The organism is Sinomicrobium endophyticum (genome assembly GCF_052983315.1).
Map to the genome: position 1 here is coordinate 1 of NZ_JBRKIS010000019.1, position 17500 is coordinate 17500.

11 protein-coding genes, 2 tRNA genes and 2 rRNA genes (1 of these 15 cut by a window edge) are annotated in these 17500 nt (G+C 45.5%); 8 read left to right on the forward strand and 7 right to left on the reverse strand.

Going from position 1 to position 17500, the window contains the following annotated elements; genetic code table 11:
• Nucleotides 1–293, forward strand: a 293-nt coding sequence (locus ACVBDU_RS06205) for a transposase family protein (RefSeq protein WP_514372380.1), incomplete at its 5' end; no start/stop codon positions are given.
• A 275-nt stretch (nt 294–568) separates the two neighbouring features.
• Here the strand turns inward: ACVBDU_RS06205 and ACVBDU_RS06210 are convergent.
• Together ACVBDU_RS06210 and ACVBDU_RS06215 are read right to left on the reverse strand one after the other, a co-directional pair.
• Nucleotides 569–2311 (reverse strand): M14 family metallopeptidase, encoded by a 1743-nt coding sequence (locus ACVBDU_RS06210; protein WP_447178901.1) that lies wholly within the window; start codon nt 2309–2311, stop codon nt 569–571.
• Nucleotides 2312–2904: 593 nt separating this feature from the next.
• Complete coding sequence (locus ACVBDU_RS06215) at nt 2905–4482, reverse strand: SulP family inorganic anion transporter (RefSeq protein WP_447178902.1); 1578 nt, start codon at nt 4480–4482, stop codon at nt 2905–2907.
• 534 nt (nt 4483–5016) lie between these two features.
• Here ACVBDU_RS06215 and ACVBDU_RS06220 point away from each other — a divergent pair.
• Both ACVBDU_RS06220 and ACVBDU_RS06225 read left to right on the forward strand, forming a co-directional pair.
• On the forward strand, nt 5017–6618 hold the full coding sequence (locus tag ACVBDU_RS06220) for a solute:sodium symporter family transporter (RefSeq protein ID WP_447178903.1): 1602 nt from the start codon (nt 5017–5019) through the stop codon (nt 6616–6618).
• Nucleotides 6619–6690: 72 nt separating this feature from the next.
• Complete coding sequence (locus ACVBDU_RS06225; RefSeq protein ID WP_447178904.1) at nt 6691–7509, forward strand: inositol oxygenase family protein; 819 nt, start codon at nt 6691–6693, stop codon at nt 7507–7509.
• A 47-nt stretch (nt 7510–7556) separates the two neighbouring features.
• Here the strand turns inward: ACVBDU_RS06225 and ACVBDU_RS06230 are convergent, their stop codons facing one another.
• The 5 genes from ACVBDU_RS06230 to ACVBDU_RS06250 all read right to left on the reverse strand — a co-directional run bounded on the left by ACVBDU_RS06230 (nt 7557) and on the right by ACVBDU_RS06250 (nt 11688).
• Nucleotides 7557–7664 carry a TraR/DksA family transcriptional regulator gene (locus tag ACVBDU_RS06230; RefSeq protein WP_447178905.1) on the reverse strand — a complete coding sequence of 36 codons (108 nt, stop codon included), beginning with the start codon at nt 7662–7664 and terminating at the stop codon, nt 7557–7559.
• 15 nt (nt 7665–7679) lie between these two features.
• On the reverse strand, nt 7680–7820 hold the full coding sequence (locus tag ACVBDU_RS06235) for a hypothetical protein (protein WP_447178906.1): 141 nt from the start codon (nt 7818–7820) through the stop codon (nt 7680–7682).
• 248 nt (nt 7821–8068) lie between these two features.
• A complete protein-coding gene (locus tag ACVBDU_RS06240; RefSeq protein WP_447178907.1) occupies nt 8069–9997 on the reverse strand; it encodes a DUF294 nucleotidyltransferase-like domain-containing protein in 1929 nt (642 codons plus the stop codon).
• A gap of 41 nt (nt 9998–10038) precedes the next feature.
• A complete protein-coding gene (locus tag ACVBDU_RS06245) occupies nt 10039–10596 on the reverse strand; it encodes an NUDIX hydrolase (RefSeq protein WP_447178908.1) in 558 nt (185 codons plus the stop codon).
• Nucleotides 10597–11688, reverse strand: coding sequence for a M42 family metallopeptidase (locus ACVBDU_RS06250; protein ID WP_447178909.1), 1092 nt, complete (start codon nt 11686–11688; stop codon nt 10597–10599). It lies immediately after the preceding gene.
• Nucleotides 11689–11900: 212 nt separating this feature from the next.
• Between ACVBDU_RS06250 and ACVBDU_RS06255 the strand changes: the two genes are divergently transcribed.
• The 5 genes from ACVBDU_RS06255 to ACVBDU_RS06275 form a co-directional block, all read left to right on the forward strand.
• Nucleotides 11901–12593, forward strand: a complete 693-nt coding sequence (locus ACVBDU_RS06255) for a DUF4294 domain-containing protein (RefSeq protein WP_447178910.1) — start codon at nt 11901–11903, stop codon at nt 12591–12593.
• A 531-nt stretch (nt 12594–13124) separates the two neighbouring features.
• A 16S ribosomal RNA gene (locus tag ACVBDU_RS06260) occupies nt 13125–14642 on the forward strand.
• Between the two features lie 150 nt (nt 14643–14792).
• Nucleotides 14793–14866 (forward strand) — tRNA-Ile (locus ACVBDU_RS06265).
• Nucleotides 14867–15113: 247 nt separating this feature from the next.
• Nucleotides 15114–15187: transfer RNA gene (locus tag ACVBDU_RS06270), tRNA-Ala, on the forward strand.
• Nucleotides 15188–15528: 341 nt separating this feature from the next.
• A 23S ribosomal RNA gene (locus tag ACVBDU_RS06275) occupies nt 15529–17500 on the forward strand (it continues 859 nt past the right edge of the window).
• Together the 16S and 23S rRNA genes with 2 tRNA genes alongside form the textbook arrangement of a ribosomal RNA operon.

Sequence of the window (17500 nt, forward strand, 5' to 3'; positions counted from 1 at the left end):
ATAAAAATCGGGTGTTTGCTACCTCCCATAATATCCAAACTGATTTTAAACCTAAAGGCAGGCCTTCCAAACACCATAAGGCCCAGAAGCAACTTCGCCAACTCATCACTAAGGAAAGAGCCTCCTCTTTAGAGGGGAGCTTTGGCAAGGAAAAAGAATACTACTACTTAAAGAAAGTCAAGGCCAGGACAGGGCCTACAGAAACCTTGTGGATCTTCTTGGGAATCCACACGGCTAATGCTCTGGAGATCGGCAGGCGTATGACTCAGGCAAGGCTGCAAAAAACAGCTTAATTTTTTGAACCTTCCCAAAAGATCCCTGGGATACCTATGTCCTGACAGTACCAGATTCCTCCTCAAAAGCATCAGGACAGAGGAAAACACAAAAAACTCGGACTATTTAACTGAAAATCGCCCGAGTTTGTTCGTGGTTTATGCTTAAATTTTATTGTTGTATGTGTAAAGTTACTTACTTCTGAAAGTGCCTAAATCTCCGGACTTGCAGTCCGGGAGTGGTTTAGTTTGATTCAATACCAACTCCCTGACTCCGGAACTAACAACTAATCAACTCACAAATTATTCACCCGGTATACGGGATATTGCCTGTGCGCCTTTTCGTAATACGGGGAATGTTCGTACACCCAATTCAGCTGTTCATACCAGTTACCCGCAAACAAGGAGTCTTTCGCCTTTGCCGATTCGAATTCGCTTTTCAGTTGCGGGTTTTCGTTCAGGATCTCTAATGCTATATCTTCGAAAACATAAGGAGAAAAATGTTCCTTTTGTTGCAGTATCGCATCAAAAAAGTTCCAGTTAAAGAACGAATCGGAGGCTTCCGGTTCCAGCGTTTCCAAAAGATAACGAATAGAAGGCTGATCGGTTTTTACCATATAATCCCCTTTCAGGAACTGCTTTTTCTCCGTGCGGGAACTAACGGAAGTGTTATAATGCAGGTAGTGCCCTTCGAAGGCGGAAGTCCGGGTTTGAAAATCTTCAATGCGGTAAACCTCTACTTCCATAAGCGTATCGCGGGTAAGAGGTTGCAATTCTACCCGGTTGTCCTGTAAAAGTTCTATGATCCGCCACCATTGTTTAGGTATGATGTAAGCTTCGGGAATGGAAACTTCTTTAGATGGTTTGAAATAATCGTTATACGAAACCGGTTTGGTAAACGGCCTGTTCCGATCGTATTTTAACCTGGGGAAACCGGTAACTTCACTGATAAGCGTATCGGCCTCATACCCCCGGAATTGCAGGGTGGATACTTTGGTGGAATCTATAGTCCACTGCACCGGGTAAGTATCCGCGTCCGTATAATACGCAAAAGCCTTTTCCCGCAATTCCTTTATCTTATCATGATCCTTTTCGGTAATTTCCACCATATCCTTCAGCAATTGGTAGGTACCTTCCACTCGCTGTTTATACGGTTTCAGCATATGGGTTTCCACCATCATACCCAAGGTGTTCCACAAGGTGGCGTACCCGGTCGAATATCTCGGGTGATCCATAAACTGGGAAAAGCCGCTTTCCGGGACCCGGTTAAATACATTGACATAAGGAGTAATGTACCAGTCCTTATCTGCCAGGTTTTCTTCCAGTTGCGGCATCATTTCCCGGTGCAGGTATTTCCCGAGTTCTCCCCCCAATTTGTTGTGCTGGGTAAACAGGTGCGTGAGCGTGTATTGATAATCCGCCCCGTTGCTTACATGTGTGTCTATAAACACATCAGGTTTTACCAGGTGGAAAATTTCGGCAAAAGCCCTGGCATTTTTGGAATCCGATTTTATAAAATCGCGATTGAGGTCATAGTTTTGCGCATTGCCGCGAAAACCGTATACCTCCGGGCCGTTCTGGTTGGCCCTCGTATAGCTGTTCCTGTTGAGGGCCCCACCTATATTATACACAGGAACGGCGACGATAACCGTATTTTCCGGTGGCGTAAGCTTACCCTTCGCATAATCCCTCAAAAGCATCATGGTAGCATCAATACCATCACTTTCGCCCGGGTGGATACCATTTAGGATTAAAACAATACGTTTATCTTCCCGTATTCGGTTGAAATTAAAACTCCCTTCCGGGTTATAAGTCACGATATGTAACGGATGGCGGCTATCCGTCTCTCCCATAGTTTGGAGGGCAATATCGGGGAAAGTCCTGGCCAGTTTCATATAATAGGCCATCACTTCCTCGTATTCGGCGGTCTTTTCACCACCGGAAGTCTCGAACAAGGTTACAAATTCCTGTTCTTCTTCCGTATCTACGGTGTTACATGCCGTCACAAAGAGTAAAATGCAAATAAAATAGCGCTTCATTAGCAAATAGTTTCGGTTTAGACTTTACGATTGGCGGTTCATGGGCTTCTTCCGAAGCCTGTGGAATGAACTGCACGAATATACTAAATTTGCCATCAGGCGGTAAAACAAGAAAGGATGAAAAATAGCAAAACACTTTTAATTTAACAGATTGTGTATTTCCAGGTATGTACACTCCTGCAGAAAAACAGGGTTTTGTCCATTTTTAACCTCGTCATTTCTATTGGGCTCAATGCATCGCCTAAAGGGAGATCCCGATAAATATCGGGACGAGGAAAATCGGGTTCCCTTTAGGGGTTGGGTAAAGCTGATTTTCCGACAAATAGTGCCAAAATCTAATTTTGTCATGTACTAAACATTTAATTAGTATTATAATGGGTTATAAAGGCTAAGAGAAATAAATCCACTTAACCGGACAACACTATACTAAAGGATAAAACAAAAAAATCCTCGCCCCAATAATTCGTGAGACGAGGATTTTTCCTTCTAAATCTATATTTTGTTCAAAATATACAACGAGCAATAATACAATTATCACATTATCTCATTACCTCATTGACCAATTATCCAATTAGCATATGCTGATAAGGAAATTAAATCCTGTTTACCATAACCTTGTAACTCGGATCTTCCATTATATTCACATCAATAATGGCTTCGGCATTTTGCAGTAGTCTGCGGCAGTCTTTACTGAGGTGTCGCAGGCGTACGGTTTTCCCTCTTTTCGCATAGCGTTTGGTTACCGCGTTTAGCGCTTCTATGGCCGACATGTCCGCAATCCGGCTTTCGGCAAAGTCAATAACCACTTCCTGCGGGTCGTTGAGCACGTCAAATTTATCGGCAAAACCTTGTATGGAACCAAAGAACAGGGGACCGAATATTTCATAATGTTTCACCCCGTTTTCGTCTACGTGTTTCCGGGCGCGAATCCGTTTGGCATTTTCCCAGGAGTAAGCCAGGGCAGAGAGCACTACCCCAATGAGTACGGCGACGGCCAGGTTATGCGTAATAACGGTGATGAGGGTTACCAGCACCATAACAATAACATCGGATGCCGGCATTTTTTTGAATGTTTTTAAACTGGCCCATTCAAAGGTGCCTATGGCTACCATAAACATAACGCCTACCAGGGCGGCCATAGGAAGCCTTTCGATAAGGCTGGAACCGAACATGATAAAGCACAGCAATCCTACCGAAGCTACAATACCGGACAATCTTGCCCTTGCCCCGGAGGAAATGTTGATAAGACTTTGCCCCAGCATAGCGCAACCACCCATACCGGAAAAGAAACCGGAAACAATATTGGCCGTTCCCTGTGCCACACATTCTTTGTTCCCCCGGCCGCGGGTTTCGGTAATTTCGTCGATAAGGCTCAGGCTAAGCAGGCTTTCTATCATACCTACACCGGCAACAATGGCGGAATAGGGGAGGATAAGCATTAAGGTTTCCCAGGTAAACGGAATGTTGGGTATGGTCAGCGGGGGAAACCCGCCTTTAATGGTCTCGCCTTCTTTAAGTGTGTCGGCCACAGTGGTGGTTTCTATATTAAGGCCTATGACTATGGCAGAAACCACGATAATAGCAACCAATGAAGAAGGTACTGCCTTGGTGAGTTTGGGTAAGCCCCATATAATAAGCATAGTGAGCAGAACCAGCCCCAGCATAACCAGCATGGCCGGCCCCTGAAGGAGTTCGGTGCTTCCTTTCTGATAAAAACTTGAAAATTGCGCGGTGAAGATGATTATGGCCAGGCCGTTTACAAAACCGAACATTACGGAATGAGGTACCAACCGGATGAATTTTCCCAAACGCAGTACCCCGGCCGTTATTTGTATTAATCCTGCCAGAATAACAGTAGCAAATACATATTGGAGGATGCCTTCGGCGTCTATGCCGGGATTCATTTCCTGTAATTTTATAATAAGCCCGACAAATACCACGGCAACGGCCCCGGTAGCCCCGGATATCATCCCCGGACGGCCGCCGAGTATGGAAGTTATAAGCCCCATGGTAAAGGCGGCATACAATCCTACAAGGGGAGAAAAGCCGGCAATCATGGCAAACGCAATGGCTTCGGGTACGAGGGCAAGGGCTACGGTGAGACCGGAGAGAATCTCGGTTTTATAGTTTACTTTCTGCGAAAGATCAAATAAATTGAATATTTTCTTCATAGCAATAATTATAAATAGTGGATCAGTGTATAACTAACCGGTGTTTAACAATATAAAATGTATGGTATATAAAAAAGAATCGGATTCCCAAAGACAGGGAACGGCATTATGCTGAGCATGCCCCCGCTATCAAGGCGGCGTAAGGGTTTTGAAGTATGTAGTTGCTCTGTGTTTCATAGATGAAGGTGCAAAAGTAATGCTTTTCATAAGAGTGACAACTATATGAGGTTAACAAAAATTTATGTTAAAGTAAATTTTTGCGTGGTCGTTAATAAAGAGCCTGTATTTTGACAAGGTTACTAATTTTAATCGGTTAACATTGTGGTATTTAAGGTGTATTGTATTAAAGGAATACTTATTTTGACGAAGCTCTGGACTTGTATACTTACTGTATTTTTCCGGCCACGGATACACAGATATTTTTTGGTTCTAAACGATCATATTTGATACTTTATAAGGGCATCCTCTTTATCAACTTCCGAATCGAACAATTTTTTTTGTAAATTCACGGCATTCCTAAATTTATCCGGATACATGCTTACTTTCCTCAGCTTTTTGTTATTTACCGCTTTTGTCGCATTTTATGCCACCTGGAAACTGCGCCGCGACAACCTGAAGACACAGGATGGTTATTTTCTTGGCGGACGATCCCTTACGGGAGTGGTGATAGCGGGTTCGCTCCTGCTTACCAATATCTCTACGGAACACCTGGTAGGGATGAACGGCTCGTCTTATAAAAACGGGGCCATCATCATTGCCTGGGAAGTGACTTCTGCGCTGGCCCTGGTGATTGCCGCCCTGTATTTTGCCCCCAGATACCTCAAAATGGGGCTTACCACCATCCCCGAATTCCTCGAAAAGCGGTTCGACGGTGTTACCCGTACTATTGTGGCCACACTGCTCATCATTTCGTTTACAGTTACGCTTCTGCCCATTGTACTTTATACGGGAGCGCTGAACATCGAAGCCATATTCCGGATATCGGAACTGCTCGATGTAAGCAGGTCGCAGGGGATATGGATAACTATCCTGGTAGTGGGGGGCATAGGCGCCGTATACGCTATATTCGGCGGACTGAAAATGGTGGCCTATACCGATACTATAAATGGTTTCGGACTGCTTATCGCCGGACTGCTCGTACCGGCACTGGCCTTGTGGAGTATCGGTAAGGGGAATATATTTGACGGACTGGCAGAAGTTTTTGAAAAAGACCCTTCCAAATTTAATGTTGTCAGCCGGGAACCCGGTATAGGGCAGGGGGCAAGGTCTGCTATTCTCCCTTTCGAAGTGCTGTTTACCGGGCTTATGATCAACCAGCTGTATTTTTGGGCCATGCACCAGTCCATAATCCAAAGAGCCCTGGGAGCGGTAAGCCTGAAAGAAGCCCAAAAGGGATTGCTTTATACAGGAGTCCTGAAAATACTCATTCCACTGGTTATTGTACTGCCGGGGCTTATCGGCTTTTATTATTTCGGTGACTCCCTCTATGACGACCCGGACAGTGTATACCCTATGCTCGTCAAAAAAGTCCTGCCGTTCTGGCTTACGGGTTTTTTCGTAGCCGTGATGATGGGCGCCATCCTGAGCACCTTCAACAGCGCCCTGAACAGTGCCGCCACGGTCTTTAGCCTGGACCTGTACAAAAGATATATCAACCGGAACACAGGAGAACTGAAACTGGTGCGTATAGGAAAGTGGGTATCGGCAGTGCTGGGTATTTTTGCCATTGGCATCGCCCCGTTTGTAGCCAATGCACCCCAGGGGCTCTACCAGTTGCTGCAACAACTCAACGGTATTTTCTTTATCCCCATAGCCAGTGTTATCCTTGCCGGGTTTCTCTTTCCGAAGGTGTCGGCTGTCGGGGCAAAGGCGGGCCTGCTGTTCGGCCTGGTATTTTATGTCCTTACGTATTTTGTATTTCAGGTAGACCTGCATTTTGTACATATCTGGGGACTTGAATTTTTGTTGAATATTCTAATAATGCATTTTGTATCTTTATGGTACCCGAGGAAAAATACCTTTGTTATAAAAGACAGGGGTATCCTCAATGTAACACCCTGGAAGTATGCCGTGCCCCTGAGTGTTGCGCTGGTGATCATCACCATAACCATGTACATTCTGCTCGGGAATGTGTAGGCCCGGTAACCGGGAAGGACAGGGGAACAGGCATAAACATGACGAATAATGATAAAACTAGAAGCTTGGATCATGGAAACTACAAAAAAAGAATTCCGTAACTACGATAAACTGGATGTAGATGCAGCGGTAAGACTGCATTACAAAAAAATGCGCGAACGCCAGACCTTTGACTATGTCCGGCAGATGAAGAAAAAATACCTTACGTACGACAAACCCATGAACCTTTGGGATGCCATGGAAAAACTGGATGCCCTCATCGACGTAAGTGACCCGGACCTCGACCTCCCGAACGTACAACACCTGGTACAATCTGCCGAAGCCATCCGCGCCGACAATAGGCCGGACTGGATGCAGCTGGTGGGACTGATCCACGACCTGGGTAAAGTAATGTACCTGTGGGGATGCGACGAGGATGGCACCAGCCAGGCCGAACAATGGGGCCTGGTAGGAGATGTTTTTGTGGTAGGCTGCGCTTTGCCGGACACTTGTGTTTACCCGGAATTCAACGCCCTTAATAAAGATATGCAGGACCCCCGGTACAATACCCCCCTGGGCATTTACGAACCCGGTTGTGGTATTGACAACCTTGCACTGGCATGGGGACATGACGAATATCTCTACCAGGTACTGAGCAATCATAAGGACAACTGTATACCGCAAGCCGGAATGGTAATGGTCCGTTACCACTCTTTTTACCCCTGGCACAGTGGCGGAAGTTATACCGAACTGCTTGACGAGCATGACCAAAAATATAAGGAATGGGTAAAAGATTTTAATCAATACGATCTGTACACCAAATCCAATAAGATATACGACCTGGAAGACATAAAGGATTACTACCTGCCCATTGCAGAAAAGTACCTGGGCAGAGGGCCGATTTACTGGTAAAATAGGGAGGAATTTTGGTTTTTTTCTCTGTTTTTCAAGCATAAGGTTTACCGCGCACAATGTACACAAAGCGTACTTTGTGGCATGGCCATGATACGGCCCATAGGGATGGGCTTTTTACATTTTATACAGATACCAAAATCATGGTCGCCCACCTTGTCGAGTACATATTATAATTTGGAAAGTTTCTCTTCGGCTTGCTGCAATGCGGCTTTTACGGTGCTCTGGTTGTTTATGGCATCCATCCAGGACACGCGCCCTATGGCATTTTCAGGAGCTATGGGTTTGGCCATATCTCGGTAGCGCTCCACTTGTTTTTCGGTACGGTCTATTTCTTTTTAAAGGAATATTATCCATTGTTCGTTGGTGAGGTCGGTCATTATTTTGGTGTTTAGGGTTAGAATGTGTTCATTCAATAATAGTGTCACAGTCCGGAAGTTCGCGATGACGGATATAACCGCAATGCGCATGAAGCAGGCATTGAGTGTATAAAGATTTGCTCAGTGGACTTTGTGTAGTCCTTCGTGCCTTCTTTGTGGTTAAATATAAGAATAGTGTGTTAAATGAACGATGTCAGTTTATACCTGATTTTTATCAGTTCCTGAATTTCCCGGATGGTTTTAAAACATCGTTTGAGTTTCATTTTTTCTTCTTTGGACAGGGCGGAGAGTTCAATGTAGCGACCGGAATCGTTATGCATAAGGCCGTGCTTGGTGCGGAATTTCAGCAGGGCTTTGGAGGTATATGAACAGGACAGATAAAGCTGTTTGTTTTCGGGTTCTAAAGTGGCAAGCTTTTCAAAGCGCTCGGCAGTGTTGTTGATGTGTTGTACTTGGTGGGAGAGGATAAGTACCCTTCCCGCATCTGTAATAGGAGTGATGGCCCTTTTTTTCAGATCAAAGAAATCTTTGTATTCGCCGTTTTGTTCTACGAGGAACTGCCGGAAAAAGCCAAGGGGCGAAGGGGTCTGTAAAACGCTTTTGCCCAGCATGGCAAAAAAATAGGTGTTTTGCCCGGTCTTTTCAAAGATGTGTTTGCCCAGGGCATCGGTCAAGGCACTGTCGCCATAAGAAATGTCAAAGTCAAAAAAGATGGAGCAAAGCAGAATTTCATCGTCCCCCGGCTCTGCGATCCATTTGGTAAACTGGGCTTTCCACTCTTCGAGCGAAAGGCACCATTTCGGATTGCTTGCCATCATATCTGCCGGGCAATACTCATAGCCCAGGGTGTTGAGGCGTTTGGTTACTTTTTGCGCAAGCGTCAGGAAATAAGCCTTCGTTTCTTCGAGTTTTCCGGCCTCTACATTTTCGAATACAATGGCGTTGTCCTGGTCGGTATGCAGAAGCTGTTCTTTTCTGCCCTGGCTGCCCAGAGATAACCAGGCGAATTTTACCGGCGGGGCTTCGGGCATTTTGGCAAGGGACAATTCTATACACCTTTTAATAGTGGCATCGTTCAGTTCGGTAATGATTCTGGAGATATGGATGAGGGGGATGTTTTGCCGGATATATCCTTTGAGGAGGATCATTATTTTTTCGTGTATACGCTTCAGTTGTTTGGTTTTGGAAGCGCGTTTGATGGCCTTCATCAATACCGAAGGGTTATTCCCCTGCGACACGGTAATGTCGTGTTCGGAAATGAGGCCTATGAGTTTGGATTTTGGCGTGCCGTCCTTTGTAATGCAGAGATGCCCTATCTTGTGTTTCATAAGGGCTATTTGTGCCTGGGCTATGGTGGTGTTCCTGGGGTAGCAGACCACGGGGGAGGTCATAATATTTTTTACAGGAGTATCAATCGGGTAATCGCCGGTGACTATGTTGTTTTTCAGGTCGCGATCGGTTACAATACCTATAGGGATCTCGTCTTCGGTAATGACTACGGAGCCAATATTCTTTTCACGCATGAGCAGGGCCACGTTCTGGGTTGTCTCTTCGGGCAGACAGGTAATGACATTTTTTACATACCTGGTAGGTTGCAGGTCGGACAAGTCTGTGGAGGTACTTAATTTTACGTCGATATCCTCTTCGGTATACAGTTTTTTCCGGTATTCTTCGGAATAGGGATTTTCCGTATTGGAAGCAAAACTCTCAATGAGAAAATTGCCTACTTGTGGGTTTTGTTCAACTACCGGCCGAAAAACGGATAAGGGAATACCATATACTATACTTTCTTCTTTGGTGATGGCTTTAATAACATAATTTTCCCTCGCGATTAGTGGTCGTAACCCGAAAATATCACCTTCGTCACAATTATCTATAGCGCTGAAATCTCCACCGTTCCTCCTTTTCTGTAAAGCGACAGCTCCTTTGTGGACCACATAAAACTGGTCGTGCCCCTCATCGTTCTCATCAAAGATCACCTTGTTTTTGTCGTAATACAGTACCCGGACGTGCGAAGAGACTTCCAGGAGTTGTTCTTTGCTGAGCACGTCAAACGGCGGGTGGTTTTTCAGGAAATCGGCAATGCGGAGGGCTATGGTGTTTTTCATATGTGTTGCTTTTTGGTGTTCCCGTGGCCGTGTAACCCGGTTTAGGATTTTCCGGTTCTTTTTTTTAATTCCGGAAATACGAGGGTATAATAATCCGGGGTCTGGAAAACATACAGATCAGCGGAGGACGGAGAGGTAAGGACTGCCAGAAATTCGTCCATATCCATAAGCTTTATGTCATCTACTTCGGTTTCCTGTAGCTTTAATTGACTGACAGGAACACGAAGCGGCGAAATGTAAATATGATGGAACTCCTTATCGGTAATATGCTGCCCGTGTTTTTTGACAGACTTACAGATGCCTGTTTTTTCCAGGTCATTTTCCGAAATACGCAGTCCTAGTTCTTCTTCGGTTTCCCGTATTGCCGATGTCAGCGGGTCTTCACCTGCCCCGATATGTCCGGCAACGGAAACATCCCAGTGCCCGGGAAAAATTTCTTTTTTTTCCGATCTTTTTTGCAGCAGTACTTTGCCGTCGGCAGTGTAAAGCCAGACATGAATGGTGGGATGGAAAAGCCCTTTTGCATGTGCTTCGGACTTTAAAAGGGCTTTTCCTGTATAATTACCATGTTCATCCAGTATGTCTACATATTCGTCCATCTAGTCGAAATAGCTGAAACTGGTTTCGGGTGTGATTTTGATGAGGGATTCATAAATAAGACGGATAACATTTTCCACATCTTCTTTATGTATCATTTCTACAGTGGTGTGCATATATCGTAACGGCAGGGATATGAGGGCGGAAGCCACGCCGCCGTTGCTATAGGCAAATGCATCCGTATCTGTGCCTGTAAACCTGGAAGAAGCCATTCGCTGGAACGGTATTTTTTTCTCCTCAGCCGTATCTATAATGAGTTCGCGAAGTTTGTTCTGCACGGCAGGGGCATAAGAAATAACCGGTCCGTCCCCTATTTTGGTCTCTCCCTGTGTCTTTTTGTCGATCATGGGAGTGGTGGTGTCGTGGCATACATCGGTAACAATGGCTACGTTCGGTTTTATGGTCTGTGTGATCATTTCAGCCCCGCGAAGGCCGATTTCTTCCTGTACGGAATTGGTAATATACAGTCCGAAAGGCAGTTTTACTTTGTTTGCGTGCAGCAAACGGGCTACTTCAGCAATCATAAAACCGCCGACACGGTTGTCAATAGCACGGCACACAAACTTATTGCCGTTGAGAACCTGGAAAGTGTCCGGATAGGTAATAACACATCCTACATGCACTCCCATTTTCTCCACTTCTTTTTTGTCTTTGGCACCTATATCAATAAATATATTGTCCAGTTTGGGCGCTTCTTCCTTGCTCGAATTCCTGGTGTGAATGGCGGGCCAGCCAAATACTCCTTTTACGATGCCCTTTTTGGTATGTATGTTTACCCATTTGGAAGGGGCTATCTGGTGATCGCTTCCTCCGTTCCGTATTACATAAAGCAGACCATTATCCGTAATATAATTGACATACCAGGAAATCTCGTCGGAATGCCCTTCGATAACTACTTTGTACTTGGCATCCGGGTTTATTACACCCACGGCCGTTCCGTATGTATCCGTTATAAAAGTATCTACATAAGGCTTCAGGTATTCCATCCACAGTTTCTGTCCTTCCCATTCATAACCTGTCGGAGAAGGGTTGTTGAGATATTTCTCCAGGAAACCCAAAGATTTGTTATTGATAATTTCCGCTTTTTTCGCCATAATGCATAAATTTATTTATCGCACGAAAATAACAATATTCAATTACATTAAATAGTTTATAATACAGATATTTGAGGTCTCCTGAGGTCTTCCGGATATGGTTTTCCCGGTAAACGGGATTAATGTTAAAAGGGAAAGATGTGTTGACCGGGGAGAGAATGTTTGTAAATTTACGTCCGGAAGGAAGTGCAAGTGAGTCCTTTAGTTCTGTTATGGTGAAGAAACGAATACATATCTTTATACTACTTCTTGTTCTGGGAGGTGTTGCCCGCGCCCAGGAACACGGTTCTTTTAAGGACTCGCTGGGGCAGGAGTATATTCTACTGGAAGGAGATACCGTGCCCCGGACATCCATAGACCTGGAGGAAGTATATGTTTTTGACCGGCTGAAGTTCGATTCGAGGGAAGAAAGGGTTCGTTATTATATATTGAGAAGAAAAACCCTGAAGGTGTATCCTTATGCCAAACTGGCCTCCGAACGACTGACCGAACTGAACAGGAGGCTGGACCGGATCGAATCGAATTCCAGGAGAAGATGGTATACAAGGCAAATACAGAAATATATAGAGGAGGAATTTACGGATGAACTGAAAAAACTCACCCGTACAGAAGGACAGATACTGGTGAAGCTCATTCACCGCCAGACAGGGGCTACGGCTTTTGAATTGGTAAAAGAACTGCGAAACGGATGGCGGGCATTTTGGTATAACAATACCGCAAAGATGTTTAAAATATCCCTGAAAGAGGAATATCATCCGGAATCGGTGCATGAAGATTATCTTATTGAAGATATTTTGCAACGGGCTTTTGCTGCCGACCATATAGAAAATCAACCTTCGGTACTGGATTTTGATTATGCTACGCTATCCAATAAATGGAAAAAATCCCCCGATTTGAAAAAATAGTTGGCAGGTTTGGAAAAATCTATTATCTTAGCTATCCTTTTTTCTCGTCTTAATATGTTGGAGGTAAGTGTATTGATGTAGAAGACGAAAAAAATCATTATTTTTTACTTGCAGAATAGGAAAAACAAGTGTTACATTTGCACCCGCTTTGAGGGAGATGATTGGGGTGGTTGAAAAGCGAGAAAAAGTTCTTTTAAAAAATGTTGTAAAAAGTTTGTGTGTTTGAAAAAACGGATTACTTTTGCAGCCGCTTTGAACAGGAGAGATGATGAGGGATGAAGCGGAAGGTTCTTTAAAAAAAAAGTTCTGCAAAAAGTTGGTGAGTTTAAAAAAACGTTTTACTTTTGCAGCCGCTTTATTAGAGAGCGAAAAGATAAGAAGAATTTAGGAAAGTTCCTTGAAATATTGTTGACAGCACTAAGGATAAAATTTACGAGAGTAAGTTTTGATCATTAGGAAGATTTAAGCAAAATTATTTTGAGTAGGAAATGCTTTATGTATCGGATGTTCTAAATAGATATTTAAGAATAAACGATGAAGAGTTTGATCCTGGCTCAGGATGAACGCTAGCGGCAGGCCTAACACATGCAAGTCGAGGGGTATAAGGAGCTTGCTCCTTAGAGACCGGCGCACGGGTGCGTAACGCGTATGCAATCTACCTTATGCAGGGGAATAGCCCGAAGAAATTTGGATTAATGCCCCATGGTATATAGAATAGGCATCTATTTTATCTTAAAGTTGAGGCGGCATAAGATGAGCATGCGTCCCATTAGCTAGTTGGTATGGTAACGGCATACCAAGGCAACGATGGGTAGGGGTCCTGAGAGGGAGATCCCCCACACTGGTACTGAGACACGGACCAGACTCCTACGGGAGGCAGCAGTGAGGAATATTGGACAATGGTCGGGAGACTGATCCAGCCATGCCGCGTGCAGGAAGACTGCCCTATGGGTTGTAAACTGCTTTTCTACGAGAAGAATAAGAGGTACGCGTACCTTGATGACGGTATCGTAGGAATAAGCACCGGCTAACTCCGTGCCAGCAGCCGCGGTAATACGGAGGGTGCAAGCGTTATCCGGAATCATTGGGTTTAAAGGGTCCGTAGGCGGGCTGTTAAGTCAGGGGTGAAAGTTTGCCGCTTAACGGTAAAATTGCCTTTGATACTGGCGGTCTTGAATATGTGTGAAGTGATTAGAATATGTAGTGTAGCGGTGAAATGCATAGATATTACATAGAATACCGATTGCGAAGGCAGGTCACTAACACATCATTGACGCTGATGGACGAAAGCGTGGGTAGCGAACAGGATTAGATACCCTGGTAGTCCACGCCGTAAACGATGGATACTAGCTGTTGGTTCGCAAGGATCAGTGGCTAAGCGAAAGTGATAAGTATCCCACCTGGGGAGTACGTTCGCAAGAATGAAACTCAAAGGAATTGACGGGGGCCCGCACAAGCGGTGGAGCATGTGGTTTAATTCGATGATACGCGAGGAACCTTACCAAGGCTTAAATGTGGATTGACGTAATTGGAAACAGTTATTTCTTCGGACAATTCACAAGGTGCTGCATGGTTGTCGTCAGCTCGTGCCGTGAGGTGTCAGGTTAAGTCCTATAACGAGCGCAACCCCTGTGGTTAGTTACCAGCGAGTAATGTCGGGGACTCTAACCAGACTGCCGGTGCAAACCGTGAGGAAGGTGGGGATGACGTCAAATCATCACGGCCCTTACGTCTTGGGCTACACACGTGCTACAATGGTCGGTACAGAGAGCAGCCACTGGGTGACCAGGCGCGAATCTATAAAACCGATCACAGTTCGGATCGGAGTCTGCAACTCGACTCCGTGAAGCTGGAATCGCTAGTAATCGGATATCAGCCATGATCCGGTGAATACGTTCCCGGGCCTTGTACACACCGCCCGTCAAGCCATGGAAGCTGGGGGTACCTGAAGTCGGTGACCGCAAGGAGCTGCCTAGGGTAAAACTGGTAACTGGGGCTAAGTCGTAACAAGGTAGCCGTACCGGAAGGTGCGGCTGGAACACCTCCTTTCTAGAGAAACGGGATGTTCGATACGAGCGAATTTGAAAGGAATAATTTTGCTTATGCTGTCAATAAAAAAAAGCAATTGCAGGTTGCATGTTGCAAGTTACAGGTTGAAAAAGTCTGTAAGAGGTAGCGGAGACTTGTAATTTTAGAGACAGTCTCGTAGCTCAGCTGGTTAGAGCGCTACACTGATAATGTAGAGGTCGGCAGTTCGAGCCTGCCCGAGACTACAAGTCGAGGGAGGAGAGAGGTTTATCCTGGTCCCGATAGTTATCGGGATATCGAAGGGAGCCTGCCCGAGACTACGGGAAATTAGCGGTACGGAGATAGAAGTAGGAAGTTAGAAGTAGGACTGCGTATCGGTGCCACGTTTTTTTAGCGCGGTAAAGAAAGTTCATAGATTATATATTGTTAGGAAATTCTGGAAGTTGAGAATTCTACATTCAAGATTCTGAGTTCGACATTCGGGATTCAAGAGGGGAATTAGCTCAGCTGGCTAGAGCGCCTGCCTTGCACGCAGGAGGTCATCGGTTCGACTCCGATATTCTCCACATAAGAGATGAAAGTTCATATAAGATTGAAGGAAATCAGCCATTAGGGGCTGGATCGTCCCGACATGCAGTCGGGAAGGTCATCGGTTCGACTCCGATATTCTCCACGAGGCCAAAGGTCGAAGCAGCATAAGTGCAAACACTTATCTGTGACGACTTGCCGAAAAGTTCATTGACATATTGAGATAAAGCAAATACGAGCAAGATGAAAATCTTGTAGATAGAATTAAAGTAAAAGAGCAAATTAGAATTTGGATTTGAGAGTGTAGGGATTAGGAGTATAGGAGTATTTAATATATTCTAAGGTCTAATATCTGTCTTCTCATATCTGATTAAAGGTATTATAAGTTATGTAAGGGCGTATGGGGAATGCCTAGGCTCTCAGAGGCGAAGAAGGACGTGATAAGCTGCGAAAAGCTGCGGGGATCGGCACATACGAATTGATCCGCAGATATCCGAATGGGGCAACCCACTATACTGAAGGTATAGTATCCCGATATTTATCGGGAGGCGAACGCGGGGAACTGAAACATCTAAGTACCCGTAGGAGAAGAAAACAAGAGTGATTCCGTAAGTAGTGGCGAGCGAACGCGGAGCAGCCCAAACCATAGTTGTTACGGCAATTATGGGGTAGTAGGACTGCGATATTGATTGTACGCTGAATTAGAAACCTTTGGAAAGAGGTACCGTAGAGGGTGATAGTCCCGTATAGGTAAGGTTGTATAAATCATAGCAGTATCCTGAGTAGCGCGGGGCACGTGAAACCCTGTGTGAATCTGGCGGGACCATCCGCTAAGGCTAAATACTCCTGAGAGACCGATAGTGAACCAGTACCGTGAGGGAAAGGTGAAAAGAACCCTGAATAAGGGAGTGAAATAGATCCTGAAACCATACGCTTACAAGCGGTCGGAGCCCTTTATGGGTGACGGCGTGCCTTTTGCATAATGAGCCTACGAGTTACTGTTGCTGGCCAGGTTAAGTACTTCAGGTACGGATCCGTAGCGAAAGCGAGTCTGAATAGGGCGCTTTAGTCAGTAGAAGTAGACGCGAAACCGTGTGATCTACCCATGGGCAGGGTGAAGCTTTGTTAACCCAAAGTGGAGGCCCGAACCCGTTGACGTTGAAAAGTCTTGGGATGACCTGTGGGTAGGGGTGAAAGGCCAATCAAACACGGAAATAGCTCGTACTCCCCGAAATGCATTTAGGTGCAGCGTTGATTTAGTTTTATAGAGGTAGAGCTACTGATTGGATGCGGGGGCTTCACCGCCTACCAATTCCTGACAAACTCCGAATGCTATAAAATGTTGATCAGCAGTGAGGGCATGGGTGCTAAGGTCCATGTCCGAGAGGGAAAGAACCCGGACCATCAGCTAAGGTCCCCAAGTGTATGCTAAGTTGAAAAAACGCGGTTGGATTGCTTAGACAGCTAGGATGTTGGCTTGGAAGCAGCCATTCATTTAAAGAGTGCGTAACAGCTCACTAGTCGAGCGATCCGGCATGGATAATAATCGGGCATAAGCATACCACCGAAGCTATGGACTTTTATAAGTGGTAGGGGAGCATTCTATTTGTGTTGAAGGTGAACTGCGAGGTTTGCTGGAACGTATAGAAAAGAAAATGTAGGCATAAGTAACGATAATGCGGGCGAGAAACCCGCACGCCGAAAAACCAAGGTTTCCTCAGCTATGCTAATCAGCTGAGGGTTAGTCAGGGCCTAACGCGTACCCGAAGGGGGAAGTGGATGGACAACAGGTTAATATTCCTGTACCTGCATAACATTAAAAGTGACGGAGATATTTATTGGGTGCGTGCTGACGGAATAGCACGTTGAACTGCCTGGAAGGGTAGGATAGTACACTAAGGCTTCGGCTGCGGTGATAATCCCGAGTCGTATCTTCCAAGAAAAGCGAGTTATGCAGCCTGTACCGTAAACCGACACAGGTGGTTGGGATGAGTATTCTAAGGCGCTCGAGAGATTCATGGCTAAGGAACTAGGCAAAATAGTCTCGTAACTTCGGGAGAAGAGACGCCACCCTCCGGGGTGGCCGCAGTGAAAAGGTCCAGGCGACTGTTTATCAAAAACACAGGGCTCTGCGAAATCGAAAGATGAAGTATAGGGTCTGACACCTGCCCGGTGCCGGAAGGTTAAGAGGAGAGCTTAGGGGTAACCCGAAGGTTTGAATTGAAGCCCCGGTAAACGGCGGCCGTAACTATAACGGTCCTAAGGTAGCGAAATTCCTTGTCGGGTAAGTTCCGACCTGCACGAATGGTGCAACGATCTGGACACTGTCTCGGCCATGAGCTCGGTGAAAT

Bases quoted from the DNA above. Each gene is read 5' to 3' on its own strand.
- ACVBDU_RS06210 (WP_447178901.1), bottom strand. From the start codon at position 2,311: ATGAAGCGCTATTTTATTTGCATTTTACTCTTTGTGACGGCATGTAAC.
- ACVBDU_RS06215 (WP_447178902.1), bottom strand. From the start codon at position 4,482: ATGAAGAAAATATTCAATTTATTTGATCTTTCGCAGAAAGTAAACTAT.
- ACVBDU_RS06220 (WP_447178903.1), top strand. From the start codon at position 5,017: ATGCTTACTTTCCTCAGCTTTTTGTTATTTACCGCTTTTGTCGCATTT.
- ACVBDU_RS06225 (WP_447178904.1), top strand. From the start codon at position 6,691: ATGGAAACTACAAAAAAAGAATTCCGTAACTACGATAAACTGGATGTA.
- ACVBDU_RS06240 (WP_447178907.1), bottom strand. From the start codon at position 9,997: ATGAAAAACACCATAGCCCTCCGCATTGCCGATTTCCTGAAAAACCAC.
- ACVBDU_RS06245 (WP_447178908.1), bottom strand. From the start codon at position 10,596: ATGGACGAATATGTAGACATACTGGATGAACATGGTAATTATACAGGA.
- ACVBDU_RS06250 (WP_447178909.1), bottom strand. From the start codon at position 11,688: ATGGCGAAAAAAGCGGAAATTATCAATAACAAATCTTTGGGTTTCCTG.
- ACVBDU_RS06255 (WP_447178910.1), top strand. From the start codon at position 11,901: ATGGTGAAGAAACGAATACATATCTTTATACTACTTCTTGTTCTGGGA.